Source organism: Marinococcus sp. LNHM4E3-1 (genome assembly GCF_056034405.1).
Genome location: NZ_JBQLID010000001.1, coordinates 134,999 through 148,522, shown reverse-complemented (window position 1 = coordinate 148,522; position 13,524 = coordinate 134,999). Strand labels below are relative to the sequence as shown.

At 53.0% G+C, this 13,524-nt stretch carries 11 protein-coding genes; all 11 read right to left on the bottom strand.

From position 1 onward, the window contains the following. Positions 1–32: 32 nt before the first annotated feature. The 11 genes from truB to rseP all read right to left on the bottom strand — a co-directional run bounded on the left by truB (position 33) and on the right by rseP (position 13,505). Positions 33–935: a tRNA pseudouridine(55) synthase TruB gene (gene truB / locus ACTRXI_RS00765; RefSeq protein ID WP_474260555.1), complete on the bottom strand. Its 903-nt coding sequence runs from the start codon at positions 933–935 to the stop codon at positions 33–35. A gap of 100 nt (positions 936–1,035) precedes the next feature. Continuing rightward, positions 1,036–1,386: a 30S ribosome-binding factor RbfA gene (gene rbfA, locus ACTRXI_RS00760; protein WP_079476203.1), complete on the bottom strand. Its 351-nt coding sequence runs from the start codon at positions 1,384–1,386 to the stop codon at positions 1,036–1,038. Positions 1,387–1,397: 11 nt separating this feature from the next. After that, positions 1,398–1,673, bottom strand: a complete 276-nt coding sequence (locus ACTRXI_RS00755) for a DUF503 domain-containing protein (RefSeq protein ID WP_022792810.1) — start codon at positions 1,671–1,673, stop codon at positions 1,398–1,400. Beyond that, positions 1,670–3,538 (bottom strand): translation initiation factor IF-2, encoded by a 1,869-nt coding sequence (gene infB, locus ACTRXI_RS00750; RefSeq protein ID WP_474260554.1) that lies wholly within the window; start codon positions 3,536–3,538, stop codon positions 1,670–1,672. The genes ACTRXI_RS00755 and infB overlap by 4 nt, the downstream gene beginning before the upstream one ends. 72 nt (positions 3,539–3,610) lie before the next feature. Further along, positions 3,611–3,922, bottom strand: coding sequence for a L7Ae/L30e/S12e/Gadd45 family ribosomal protein (locus ACTRXI_RS00745; protein ID WP_322524702.1), 312 nt, complete (start codon positions 3,920–3,922; stop codon positions 3,611–3,613). Beyond that, the gene (rnpM, locus tag ACTRXI_RS00740) at positions 3,912–4,187 is read right to left on the bottom strand and encodes an RNase P modulator RnpM (protein ID WP_474260553.1); all 276 of its coding nucleotides are present in this window, start codon (positions 4,185–4,187) and stop codon (positions 3,912–3,914) included. The genes ACTRXI_RS00745 and rnpM overlap by 11 nt, the downstream gene beginning before the upstream one ends. An 18-nt stretch (positions 4,188–4,205) precedes the next feature. Beyond that, positions 4,206–5,321 carry a transcription termination factor NusA gene (gene nusA / locus ACTRXI_RS00735; protein ID WP_474260552.1) on the bottom strand — a complete coding sequence of 372 codons (1,116 nt, stop codon included), beginning with the start codon at positions 5,319–5,321 and terminating at the stop codon, positions 4,206–4,208. A gap of 40 nt (positions 5,322–5,361) precedes the next feature. Continuing rightward, on the bottom strand, positions 5,362–5,832 hold the full coding sequence (rimP, locus tag ACTRXI_RS00730) for a ribosome maturation factor RimP (protein ID WP_474260550.1): 471 nt from the start codon (positions 5,830–5,832) through the stop codon (positions 5,362–5,364). Positions 5,833–6,021: 189 nt separating this feature from the next. Beyond that, complete coding sequence (locus ACTRXI_RS00725; protein ID WP_474260548.1) at positions 6,022–10,317, bottom strand: PolC-type DNA polymerase III; 4,296 nt, start codon at positions 10,315–10,317, stop codon at positions 6,022–6,024. A gap of 107 nt (positions 10,318–10,424) precedes the next feature. Then, complete coding sequence (locus tag ACTRXI_RS00720) at positions 10,425–12,137, bottom strand: proline--tRNA ligase (RefSeq protein ID WP_474260546.1); 1,713 nt, start codon at positions 12,135–12,137, stop codon at positions 10,425–10,427. Positions 12,138–12,239: 102 nt separating this feature from the next. Continuing rightward, positions 12,240–13,505 (bottom strand): RIP metalloprotease RseP, encoded by a 1,266-nt coding sequence (rseP, locus tag ACTRXI_RS00715; protein ID WP_474260544.1) that lies wholly within the window; start codon positions 13,503–13,505, stop codon positions 12,240–12,242. Positions 13,506–13,524 lie beyond the last annotated feature (19 nt).

The following is a 13,524-nucleotide window of genomic DNA, read 5'->3' as shown; positions in this document are numbered from 1 at the left end:
TTTCACCTGCCGATATTCTTTCATTCACGCTATTAAAGAAGCATTGTTTTTGGTTTGAAAATGCCGGGCTTATCCGGGTGCGCCGTATATACAGCCAGCGGCTTTCCGCTCTCTGTCTTTACTGCCATCGTCTGCTCCTGAAACCATTCTGCCGGCAGAACGCGCCCGTGACTGATCTGCTCTGCCGTTTTTTCCGACACCGTAATGGCGGGAAGGTGGGCCACGGCCCAGTCCACCGGGTACACGGCGTCTGCGAGACGGTCTTCGGCAAGGAGGGATTCGAGCTCCTCCCACGTGGAGCTGTGCTCCGGACCAAACCCGCCGGACGCCGTCCGGACAAGCTGCTGCAGGTGCGCCGGATACCCGAGCTTCTCCCCGGCGTCGACGGCCAGGGTGCGTACGTAGGTTCCTTTGCTGCAGATCACTTGCACTTTAAAGGAAAACTTTCCGTCCTGCGGAGCTTCGTCCATATCAAGCAGCCGGAAATCATAAATTTGGGCCTCCCGCACGGGGCGCTCGACCTCTATGCCTTCCCGGGCATACTCATACAGCTTGCGCCCCCGGACTTTGACGGCTGAATACATGGGCGGCACCTGAGTCACCGCACCGGTCAGCGCTTCAAGCGCTGCCTCGATGCTCTGCTTTGCCAGGGCTTTTTCCACTGGAAGAACCGCCACCGTTTCCCCATCGGCGTCTTCGGTCGTCGTCGTTTCCCCGAGAGTGATGATTCCTTCATACGCTTTTGAGGCTTCGTGCAGATAGTCCACCGCCTTGGTGGCCTTCCCGACACAAAGCGGGAGCACCCCGGTCACCGATGGATCAAGCGTGCCGGAATGGCCGACTTTTTTTGTTTTCAGCAGCCGGCGTGCACGCACGACACAGTCATGGGACGTAACCCCTGCTTCTTTCCACAAAGGAATGATTCCATCAATCATAGGGCTGTTTCGCTCACTTCCATTACAGAATTCATACACATAGGAAAAGCTGCTTCAAAGTCAGCAACAGCTTTTCCAACTTTAAAACAGCTTCTTTCTTCTACTTCTCCCGCTCATTTAAATCGCGCAGCAGCGATTCAATACGGTTGCCGTATTCAATCGATTCATCAAAGGAAAAGAAAATTTCCGGCGTTTTGCGAAGCTGGATTCGTTTTCCGATTTCACTGCGGATGAATCCCCGGGCTTTTTCGAGGCCCTGAAACGCTTCCTCTTTGTCTTTTTCTTCTCCGAGAACCGTTACAAAGATCGTTGCCTGCTGCAGGTCTCCGGTCACCTCTACGTCAGTCACCGTCACAAACTGCACCCGCGGATCCTTGATTCCACGCGCAAAAATATCCGATACTTCTTTTTTAATCTGCTCTCCTACACGTTGAGCACGTATATTAGCCATCACTGTTCCTCCTATAACCATTCATAGTGTACGGAGGTTATTTCCCATTCCGTATAACTTTCAATCATATGAATGGCACGCTGCAGCTCTTTTTCCGCCCCGGCCTTTTCGTTATGCACGGTGACGATCGAAAGAGCTGCCCGCTGCCAAAGCTCCTGGTAATCCGTTTCCGCCACGGAGAGATTGCGCTGCTTCAGCTTTGTTTTTACGCTTTGAAGCACCGCCCGTTTCTGCTTTAAATGACTCGCTTCATAAAGCATGCACTCTACATGGACGACGCCGATCATGTGCGTTTAACTTCCTCCATGATATATGGCTCCATAATGTCGCCTTCTTTAAGGTCGTTAAAGTTTTCAAGGGTCACACCGCACTCATAGCCGGCTGCGACTTCCTTGGCGTCGTCTTTATAACGCTTCAGGTCCTTAATGCCGCCGTCGAAAATCACGACGCCGTCGCGCACAACACGCACTTTGGAGTCCCGGGTGATTTTGCCTTCGAGCACATAGCTTCCGGCAATTGTGCCAACGCGGGACACTTTAAACAGCTGACGCACCTCAACCTGTCCGAGCACGCGCTCTTCATAGACTGGGTCGAGCATACCCTTCATGGCTGTTTCAATTTCTTCAATCGCATTGTAGATAACCTGGTGGAGACGAAGATCCACATTTTCTGCATCCGCCGTACGCTTGGCGTTTACGTCCGGACGGACGTTAAAGCCGATAATGATCGCGTTGGAGGCCGAGGCGAGGATGACGTCTGATTCTGCAATTGCGCCGGCACCGGCGTGTACGATATTAATCTTGCAGCCTTCCACTTCTATTTTTTCAAGGGAGCCGCGAAGCGCTTCAACCGAGCCCTGGACGTCCGCTTTTACAATCACGTTGATTTCTTTCATGTCGTTTTCCTGAATCTGGCTGAACAGATCGTCAAGGTTGATCTTCGAGGTTTGGGCACGCTCGGCGTCCTTCGCCCGGCTCTTACGCGCATCGGCAATCTGGCGGGCTTTTTTCTCTTCCTCAAAGACGACAAACGGGTCGCCTGCCTGCGGCACATCGTTCAGGCCGATAATTTCCACCGGCTTGGATGGTCCCGCGCTTTTCACCTGACGGCCAAGATCATCCACCATTGCCCGGATCCGCCCAAAGGCGTTACCGACGACAATCGGCTCGCCAACATGCAGCGTTCCGTTTTGAACGAGCAGAGTGGCAACCGGGCCTCGCCCTTTATCCAGCTCTGCTTCTACGACACTGCCGCGTGCCCGTTTGTCCGGGTTCGCTTTGAAGTCTTCCACTTCAGCGACGAGCAGAATCATTTCGAGCAGTTCATCAATGCCTTCCCCGTGAATCGCAGAAAGGTTTACAAAGATTGTTTCCCCGCCGTATGCTTCCGGCACTAACTGAAATTCCATCAGCTCCTGCATGACCCGGTCCGGGTTCGCGCCTTCCTTGTCCATTTTGTTTACCGCGACAATGATTGGCACATTTGCCGCCTTCGCGTGGTTGATGGCTTCTCTTGTCTGTGGCATGACACCGTCGTCAGCTGCGACAACCAGAACCGTAATATCGGTTACTTCAGCACCGCGCGCACGCATCGTCGTAAACGCTGCGTGTCCAGGCGTATCAAGGAAGGTAATCAGCTTGTTGTTTTCTTCCACCTGATAAGCGCCGATATGCTGGGTAATGCCGCCGGCTTCCCCTGAGGTCACCTTTGTATGGCGGATGGAGTCGAGAAGCGTCGTTTTCCCGTGGTCGACGTGTCCCATAATGGTTACTACCGGCGGGCGCTCCTGCAGCTTTGCAGGGTCGTCCTGCTCGACATAGTTATCGATATCGAGTTCATCCACCACTTCCTCCTGCTCTACCGCTACGCCGTAATCGGTGGCGATCAGTTCAATGGTTTCTGCCTCGAGCGTTTCGTTGATGGTCGCCATTACGCCGAGATTCATCAATTTTTTGATGATTTCAGAGCTTTCCTTATTCAGCTTTTCTGCCAGTTCCCCGACGGAAAGACTGCCGGCAAACGTAATTTTTTCCGGTGTGGCCTGCTGCTCTTTACGGCCGCCGCCCGGGCGTTTCTGGGTGTTCTTCTTCTTGTTTGGGCCTCTGTTCCCCTGCTGGGTGTTTCTTGTTTTATTGCTTCTCACTTTACTCATAGTGACATCACTTTCCTTCCAAAGATATCGTTCCTGAATATTGTTCGTTTTTCCTCCATCTACACGTCCTTCTTAATTTATTTCTTCATCTATTAATTTTATCAGCTTTTTGGCAAAGCCGCGTTCTGTGACGGATAAAATAGTTCTCGATTCTTTTCCGATCGCCGCGCCGAGATCCGCTTTCGTTCCGGCAACCCGAAAAGGGCATGAATAAAAGGCCGTTTTATCCGTGAACTTTTTAATCGTATTGGCAGAAGCGTCCGCAGCGACGATGACCAGCTGTGCTTTTTTGGTCTGCACAGTTTTAAGAACGGTGTCATCGCCGCTTTTCAGTTCTCCCGCCCTCGCGGCAAGGCCAAGAAAGGACAATGCTTTATCGTTCATGACTCGCGCCTCTGCGCTCTTCGAGGAGACGGTCGTAGTCTTCGCTTGAGACTTTCACCTTCAGATGGCGGCTCAGCGAATCCTTTGCCTTCGCCTGTAAAAACACATCATCACTGTCTGTTAAATACGCGCCCCGGCCGTTCTTTTTACCGGAACGGTCAACAAAAACGGTGTTATCCGGGTCCCGAACGACTCGCACCAGCTCTTTTTTGGGCTTTTCTTCTCCAGTAATAATGCATTTTCTCATGGGAATTTTTTTAACCATAGCCGCTCACCCTCATTTTTACAAATCTTCTGTGTCTAAATCAATGCTTGTGCTTGTCACTGGGATTTCTTCCGCATCCTCCGGCGAGAAGATACCGAGATCTTCGGCTTCGGTTTCACTTTTAATGTCGATTTTCCAGCCGGTAAGCTTGGCGGCCAGGCGGGCGTTCTGTCCGCGCTTGCCGATAGCCAGGGAAAGCTGGTAGTCCGGCACCACGACGAGCGTACTTTTTTCCTCTTCATTCACCTGAACATCAAGGGCTTTCGCCGGGCTCAACGAGTTGGCTACATACTCCACCGGATTATCCGACCACTGCACGATATCGATTTTTTCGCCCTTCAGCTCTTTAACGATCGTCTGTACGCGCTGGCCGTTCGGCCCTACGCAGGAGCCGACCGGATCTACTTCCGGATCGTCCGCATACACCGAAATTTTCGAGCGGTCGCCCGCTTCCCGCGCCACTGAAATAATTTCCACCGTGCCGTCATAAATCTCCGGCACCTCCAGCTCAAACAGCCGCTTTAAAAGTCCCGGGTGCGTACGGGAAATAACGATTTGCGGCCCCTTGGTGGTTTTTTCCACTTTGGTGATGTATGCTTTCAGCCGGTCATTATGGTTGTACGTTTCATTCTGCATCTGTTCGCTCTGCGGCAGCAGCGCCTCTACCTTCCCGAGATCCACGTAGATAAAGCGGTGGTCCTGGCGCTGCACGATGCCGGTCATAATATCTTCTTCGCGGTCGATGAAATCGGAATAGATAATGCCGCGCTCGGCTTCGCGCACGCGCTGGGTCACGACCTGCTTCGCCGTCTGGGCAGCGATGCGCCCGAAGTTTTTCGGGGTGACTTCCATTTCCACTACATCGTCGAGCTCATATGACGGGCTGATTTCCTGCGCTTCCTCCTGAGAGATTTCAAGCCGCGGGTCAAATACCTCTTCCACCACTTCTTTCCGGGCAAATACGTGAATCGATCCGGTGTCACGGTTGACGTCCACCCGGACGTTCTGCGCCTGGTTGAAATTTCGCTTATAGGCGGAAATCAATGCGGCCTCGATTGCTTCGAGCACTATTTCTTTATCGATTCCCTTGTCGTTTTCCAGTACGTCCAATGCTTCCATAAAGTCTGCATTCATGGAATTCAGATCCTCCTTTTTCTCGAGGCCCGCCGCACCGTTAAAAAATGATGGCGAGCCTTGCTTTAGCTACTTTACTGTACGGTATATGCACCGTGCGTTCCCTTTGTTTCTGTTTAGTGGAAATCAAAAGCTCTCCATCTTTGAAGTCACTCAGCTTTCCTTCGAACGCTTTTTCTCCTTCAACGGGTTCATACGTAGTCACGTATACGTTTTTCCCGACTGAACGGCGGATATCCGATTCGTTATTCAGCGGACGCTCCGCGCCCGGTGAAGACACTTCCAGATAATAAGCCTCCTGGACCGGATCCAGGGCGTCGAGCTGTTCACTCAGCCGTTCGCTCACCCGTCCGCAGTCTTCCAGATGTACACCGTCGGGGCTGTCCACAAACACCCGAAGGTACCAGTTTTTTCCTTCTTTTTTATACTCTGTATCCACGAGTTCCAGATCCAGTTCTTCAGCAATCGGCCGCGCCAGACGTGCTGCGATGTCTTTAATACTTTCTTTCATTACGTACCTCCCTGCTGCTTTGTCATCATCTTCATTTCTTCCAATGATAGTATATAGTTTATTTTATGCAGAAAGCTTCAACCATAAATGAAAGAGTGGGTATCCACCCACTCTTTCGCCGTCTCGATATACCTCTCACTGCCCATTATCATAGCACGATTTGTGCATTTTCGCAAGCCTCGCTGCCGTTTAGAACAGAGAAAGTTGGTTCGTATCCGGCAGCCCGTCAAGGCATCCGTGCAGGTCGAGGTGCTCGATCACTGTTTTGGTCGCCTTGCTGCGCTGCTGCAGGTCTTCCTTGGATAAAAACTCCCCGTCGGCGCGCGCTTTCACTACGTTGACCGCTGCATTCGTTCCTACGCCTTCAAGCGCATTGAACGGCGGTATCAGCTCGTCGCCGTCGACAACAAATTCGCTTGCCTCCGAGCGGTACAGGTCCACCTTCTGGAAACGGTAGCCGCGCTCGGTCATTTCAAGCGCAAGCTCAAGCACGGTCACAAGGCTTTTCTCCTTCGGAGAGGCGTCAAATCCCTTCGCCTGGATTTCCTCAAGCTTCGCCCGGATCGAGGTGCTGCCGTTGATCATGGTCGGCAGGTCAAAGTCGTCCGCGCGGACCGTAAAGTACGCTGCGTAAAAAAGGATCGGATGGTGCACTTTAAAGTAGGCAATCCGTACTGCCATCAGAACATAGGCGGTGGCGTGCGCTTTCGGGAACATGTATTTAATTTTCAGGCACGACTGGATGTACCATTCCGGTACGCCGTGGTTTTTCATTTCTTCAATCCATTCCGGATCGAGTCCGCGCCCCTTGCGGACAAATTCCATAATTTTAAAGGCGAGCGAGTGCTCGATGCCTTTATAGATCAAATACACCATGATATCGTCCCGGCAGCCGATAACGTCCTTCAGTTCACACGTGCCGTTCTGGATCAGCTCCTGGGCATTTCCAACCCAGACGTCCGCGCCGTGGGAAAGCCCGGAAATCTGAACCAGCTCGGAAAACGTCGACGGCTTCGTATCTTCAAGCATCTGGCGCACAAACCGGGTACCGAACTCCGGAATGCCGTACGTTCCCGTTTTGCAGTTAATCTGCTCCGGCGTCACGCCGAGCACTTCGGGACCGCCGAAGATTTTCATGACTTCCTCGTCATCGGTCGGGATCGTCTGTGGATCAATGCCGCTTAAATCCTGGAGCATGCGTATAACCGTCGGATCATCGTGGCCGAGGATATCAAGCTTCAGCAGGTTGTCGTGAATGGAATGAAAGTCAAAGTGCGTCGTTTTCCATTCCGACGTTTTATCATCTGCCGGAAACTGGATCGGCGAGAAATCGTGAATGTCATACTCATCCGGGACGACAATAATGCCGCCAGGATGCTGGCCGGTCGTCCGCTTGACACCCGTGCATCCGCTCACCAGCCGGTCGATTTCCGCCCCGCGCAGGTGCAGCTCGTGGTCGCTCTGGTAGCCTTTTACAAATCCGTACGCCGTTTTGTCCGCCACGGTACCGATTGTTCCTGCCCGGTATACTTTTTCCTCACCGAACAGTTCCTTCGTGTAATTGTGGGCCCGCGGCTGGTAGTCGCCGGAGAAGTTCAGGTCAATATCGGGCACCTTGTCGCCTTTAAACCCGAGGAACGTTTCAAACGGAATATCGTGGCCGTCTTTAACCATATCCACGCCGCAGCTGTCACACAGCTTGTCCGGGAGGTCGAAGCCGGAGCCGACCGAACCGTCGTCAAAAAACGTCGACTGCTTGCATTCCGGGCAAACGTAATGCGGCGGCAGCGGATTCACTTCGGTAATTTCTGTCATAGTGGCAACAAACGACGAGCCGACCGAGCCCCGGGAGCCGACAAGGTAGCCGTCTTCGAGGGATTTTTTCACGAGCTTCTGCGAAATCAGATAGATAACGTCAAAGCCGTTTCCGATAATGCTGTCGAGCTCTTTATCGAGCCTGGTTTTCACGAGCTCCGGTATGGGCGAGCCGTAGATGCTCTCCGCCCGGCGGTAGCACATTTCCCTTATTTCTTTATCCGACCCTTCGATGTTTGGTGTATACAGGTCGCTTGGTACCGGATGAATCGTTTCCACCTGATCCGCGATCGCCCTGGTATTTTCCACCACAATCTTTTCTGCCGTGCGGTCATCCAGAAAATCGAAGCAGGAGAGCATTTCCCCAGTGGTGCGGAAATGCACCTGCGGAAGCGTCTGGTTGTTCAGCGGGTTCGCCCCGCCCTGAGACGCAATCAGAATCTGCCGGTAGCTGTAGTCGTGTTCATCCATATAGTGGGCGTTACCGGTGGCAACGACCGGAAGATTCAGCTCCTCCCCGGTGCGGATGATTTTCTGAATCACATCCTTGACGTCGTCGTAGCTTTTCAGAAGCTCCTTTTCCACCAGGTGCGCATAGTTTTCCGGCGGCTGCACCTCGAGGTAGTCGTAAAATTCAGCAGCTTTTTTCGCTTCGTCCTCTGACTTCTGCATCATCGTTTCAAACACTTCGCCTTTGTCACACGCCGAGCCGACGAGTATGCCTTCGCGGTACTTCTGCAGCTTCGAACGCGGGATTCTCGGTGTCCGGAAAAAATACTCCAGATGCGAAAGTGTGACGAGATGGTACAGGTTTTTCAGCCCTTCCTGCGTCTGGGCGATCAAAGTACAGTGCGATGGGCGCAGGCGGTGAAAGCCGGACTGGCCCATGTTGTCATTCAGCTGTTTATGGTTCGTGATGCCCTGGGCAAGCGCATCCTTCATCATTTTCCACATCAGGTACCCGGTCGCTTCTGCGTCGTAAATCGCCCGGTGGTGGCTTACGAGTTCAATGTCAAACGTTTTACAGAGCGTATTCAGCCGGTGGTTTTTTAAATTCGGATACAAAAAGCGGCCGAATTCAAGTGTATCGATCACCGGCATGTCTGCCGTTTTACCGATTTTTTTGTATCCCTCCCGGAGAAAGCCCATGTCAAAGCTTGCGTTATGGGCAACCAGCACCGAGTCTTTGGAAAAGGCGTAGAAGTCTTCAAGCACCGGCTCAATTTCCGGCGCATCAACGAGCATGTCGTCCGTGATGCCGGTCAGGTTAATAATCGTGTCCGTCAGCTTTTCATGAGGGTTTGAAAAGCGTTCAAACCGGTCGATAATTTCGCCGTCTTTTACCTTCACTGCTGCGAGCTCAATAATGGAGTCGTACACGACCGACAGGCCGGTCGTTTCCACGTCAAAAACGACATAGGTTCCTGTTTCAAGATCCACGTCCGCCTCGTTATATGCGATCGGGACGCCGTCATCCACGAGGTTCGCCTCCATACCGTACAGTACTTTAATGTCGTGTTTTTTCCCTGCATTGTAGGCCTCCGGAAACGACTGCACGACGCCGTGATCCGTTATGGTAACTGCCGGATGGCCCCATTCGGCTGCCCGGGCTACGTATTCTCCGGCAGAAACAGTCGCATCCATCTGACTCATATTCGTGTGGGCATGCAGCTCGACGCGCTTTTGTTCGGCGTCATCGGTTTTCGACGTTCCCTGCACCTGGATCACATCGTTTGCGATCATAACCAGGTCCCGGACGAACGTATCGTCCTGGACGCCGCCACGGGCCTTTACCCAGATGCCTTTCTGTACGGCTTCAAGCAGCGGCACCTGTTCTTTATCCTTGGAGAACATTTTGATCATAATCGAATCGGTGTAGTCGGTAATTTTAAACGTCAGCAGCGTCCGGCCGCTGCGGAGCTCCTTCGTTTCCGCTTCGAAAATGTAGCCCTCCACCGTGATGCGGCGCTCTTCTTCGCGGATCTCTTTCAGCGGCACGGCTTCGTCCTTGATCGGGTAGCCGATCTGAATTGACTGGGACGCACGCCTGGAATCGGCTTCGGATTCCTTTTTCTTGCGCTCCATCATCGCTTCAATTACTTTAGAGTGCTCTTCCTGCTTTTTCTTTTCTTCGAACTGTTCCTTTTCTTCATCGCTCGTTTTCGCTTCCATCGTAAACGTGGCAGCCGGCAGCCCGAACAACGGCAGAACGTCGTTCATCGCCTGCTGCAGCTTCGGTCCGAGCGAATTCATTTCAATATCGCTTTTACACGGGAAAATCAGCTCGCCTTCCCGCAGAAACGGCGCTCCTCCGTTCAGCCTCATGCGCAGATGGGGATCGTAATTTTCGAGCTTCTGCATAATCAGCGGCCAATAGTCCGGGATGGCGTCCGCCGGCACTGTGGTGCCTTCTTCGTAATGAAGCGTAAAGTCAATGTCAGCAATGCTTTCAAATGCAGCCTGCAGTTTTTCCTTCAGCAGCGCGTAAACCGTAAATGGCAGCGGAGCTGCCAGCGTCAGATGAAAATGCCACTGCTTCTGTTCCTTATGAATAACAAGCTTTTCGAGGCGGCCTTCTGTAAAATAACGGTTGGTTTCTTCTTCCGGCATGCCAATCTGCTCAAGTAGCAACTCAAAACGTTCCTGCTGAATGTGACGGTCGGTCTGCACGTTTCTCGCCTCACTTCTTCGTTCTTTTATAATTCATTTTATCAAAAAAATTCATTTCCGGCAGGTGCATGGAAGAGGGAAACCCCTCCTGGAGACACCAGAAAGGGTTAATGGATTTCAGACCACAGCTTCTCGAGATACTGCGGAAGCTCGCTTACAGCGACTTCCACGTTTTCATCGGCTGTGCGGGATTTTACTTCCACAATCTGCTCCCCTGCTTTTTTTCCGCAGGCGATACGCACAGGAAGCCCGTAAAGGTCCGCATCCTTAAATTTCACTCCCGGCCGCTCCTTCCGGTCATCGAGCAGCACGGACCACCCGCTTTTCTGCAGGCTCTCGTACAGCTCGTCGCCAAGCTGCTGCTGCTCGTCCTGTTTTGGATTGAGCACCAGCAGATGCAGATCAAACGGGGCGGCTGCTTTCGGCCAGCAGATGCCGCTCTCGTCATGGTTCTGCTCAATGACGGCCGCGATCGTCCGGCTCACGCCGACGCCGTAGCTCCCCATAATGATCGGGCGGGCTTTGCCGTTTTCATCCAAAAATGTGGCTCCGAGCGCTTCGCTGTACTTCGTGCCAAGCTTAAACACGTGCCCGACCTCAATGCCCTTGGCGAAGCGGACCGTGCCCTGTCCGTCCGGAGACGGTTCTCCTTCCTGGATGAAACGCAGGTCTGCGTACCGTCCCACCGGGAAGTCTCTTTCCGGCACCGCATACTGGCAGTGTCTGCCGTTTTCGTTGGCACCGCACACGGCACCTGCCATGCCGCGGACCGCGTAATCGGCAAGCACCTCCACGTCTTCAGACAGGCCGGCAGGGCCGATAAAGCCGGGCTCTGCTCCGAATACCTCTTGAATTCTTTCGGCAGACGCTGGTTCAAGCACTTCAGCTCCCACGGCGTTTGCCACTTTCACTTCGTTGACGTCATGATCGCCGCGCATAAGCACGGCTATCAGCCGGCCATCTGCGTCAAACGCGACCGTTTTCAGGCACTCTTCGTGCTTGATTCCGAGGTTTAAAGCCACTTCTTCAATGGTTCGCTCCTGCGGCGTCTCGACAATTATCATTTCCTCTGCTACCGGCTCCGGCTTTGACACGTTGTCCGGAATGGCGGCTATTTCAATATTTGCCGCAAAGTCGCTTTCATCAGAATACACGATGGTATCCTCTCCAACATCGGAAAGCACAGTAAATTCGTGGGTTTCTCCCTGACCGCCCATCGCTCCGGCATCGGCCTGCACCGCCCGGTAGTCCAGTCCCAGTCGGGTAAAAATCCGCTCGTAGGCGCGGTACATTGCCCAGTAGCTTTCGTTCTGCGCTTCGTAGGACGTATCAAACGAATACGCATCCTTCATGATAAATTCGCGGGCGCGAAGCACCCCGAAACGCGGACGCGCTTCATCGCGGTATTTGGTCTGAATCTGGTACAAAATCGCAGGCATGCGCTTGTATGTATTCATTTCATCCTTTACAAGGGCGGCAATGTTTTCTTCATGCGTGGGACCGAGCACAAAATCACGCTGGTGGCGGTCTTTAAAGCGCATCAGCGCCGGTCCGTAATTGTCATAGCGGCCCGACGCCTGCCATACCTCTGCCGGCTGCATGGCGGGAAGCAGTACTTCCTGGCCGCTTGCAGCATCCATTTCCTCGCGGACGATGTTTTCGATTTTACGGAGCACCTTATGGCCGAGCGGAAGATAGGAATAGACTCCGGCTGCACTCTGGCGGATCAGACCGGCCCGGAGCATCAGCTGGTGGCTTGCAATGTCCGCTCCCTGCGGCACATCCCGGAGGGTGGGACTGAATAAAAATTGTTGTCGCATACTATATCAACCTCTTTCTCTTATACATCTGCGTCTGTAAGCTCTTTGGTTATTTTAACATAAGAACGGTGACGGGGCTTTGGCTCCGTCACCGTTTTTTTATTACGTGAATAAGCGGTTAATATCGTTCCACGTCACTGCAATCATTAACAGCAGCAGCAGCGCGAATCCAAGCAGGTGGATCATGCCTTCCTTCTGCGGTTCAATCGGCTTGCCGCGGACTGCTTCAGCAATGATAAACAGCAGCCGCCCTCCGTCAAGCGCCGGCAGTGGAAGAAGGTTGACGATCCCAAGGTTGACGCTGATCATGGCGGACCACGCAATAAGGGTAAGAAGCCCTGTCGCGATTACCTGATCTGTCGCATCATAGATACCTACCGGACCGGCCAGGTCATCCAAAGAAAATTCCCCTGTTACAATCGTGCCGAGTGTCTGGAAAATCAGCGTGGACACTTCATACAGCTGCGTGCCTCCGTACTCCACTGCTTCCGTGAAGGACCGTTCCGTTTCGGCATAGACGCCGATCTGGCCGACTTCCTCACTCGAGCCCTCCTGCACCGGAATCCCGTCAATGGTGACCGTGTCTTCAATTGTCTCCCCGCCGCGTTCAGCGGTGACCGTGACTTCCTCTCCCGGACGCTCCTGGACAACACCGGTCATTTCATTCCACGAATTCACGGACTCGCCGTCCACCGAGGTGATAACATCGCCTTCTTCAAACGCGGATTCGCTCAGCGGCGAACCGCCGGCAATGCCACCGATGGCCGGGGTGTCCTGCGGAAGCCCATTGGCGAGGGCATAAATCATAAAAAGCACGAACGCGAGCACAAAGTTCATAAACGGGCCGGCAAAGATGGCCACTGCTTTTTTCCACGGGCGCTTGGAGCCGAACTGCCGGTCCCACGGCGCAATCTGCTCCCGTTTCTCATCGACGATCAGATCGCACGTACGGTCGATCTCGTAACGCTTTAGTCCGGCTTCTTCATCCTCCACCGCTTCAATATAAAGCTCACGCTCCATATCAATCGATTCCACAGATACAACTTTTGCTTCCGGGTGCTTGGATTTATTGTTTACGATGATTTCTTTTACTTTTCCTGCATCGTTAAACGTCAGGCCGATTTCATAGCCTGGTTTAATATTGACCGGGTCCGGATCGTCCCCGGCCATGCGAACGTATCCGCCAAGCGGCAGGAGCCTGATCGTATAAACTGTTTCATTGCGCTTCGTGGAAAATATTTTCGGCCCGAAGCCAATCGCAAACTCCCGGCACAAAATGCCGACTTTTTTGGCAAAATATAAATGGCCCCACTCGTGTATGGCCACCAATAAGCCGAACATGACAATTACCGCTATCAGCGTATCCAAAGCTTATTCACCTTCTTCT

Coding starts and splice junctions, on each gene's coding strand:
- rbfA (WP_079476203.1), bottom strand. CDS start 1,386: ATGGCTAATATACGTGCTCAACGTGTAGGAGAGCAGATTAAAAAAGAA.
- ACTRXI_RS00720 (WP_474260546.1), bottom strand. CDS start 12,137: ATGCGACAACAATTTTTATTCAGTCCCACCCTCCGGGATGTGCCGCAG.
- ACTRXI_RS00745 (WP_322524702.1), bottom strand. CDS start 3,922: ATGAACGATAAAGCATTGTCCTTTCTTGGCCTTGCCGCGAGGGCGGGA.
- nusA (WP_474260552.1), bottom strand. CDS start 5,321: ATGAATGCAGACTTTATGGAAGCATTGGACGTACTGGAAAACGACAAG.
- truB (WP_474260555.1), bottom strand. CDS start 935: ATGATTGATGGAATCATTCCTTTGTGGAAAGAAGCAGGGGTTACGTCC.
- rimP (WP_474260550.1), bottom strand. CDS start 5,832: ATGAAAGAAAGTATTAAAGACATCGCAGCACGTCTGGCGCGGCCGATT.
- infB (WP_474260554.1), bottom strand. CDS start 3,538: ATGAGTAAAGTGAGAAGCAATAAAACAAGAAACACCCAGCAGGGGAAC.
- rnpM (WP_474260553.1), bottom strand. CDS start 4,187: ATGGTTAAAAAAATTCCCATGAGAAAATGCATTATTACTGGAGAAGAA.
- ACTRXI_RS00755 (WP_022792810.1), bottom strand. CDS start 1,673: ATGATCGGCGTCGTCCATGTAGAGTGCATGCTTTATGAAGCGAGTCAT.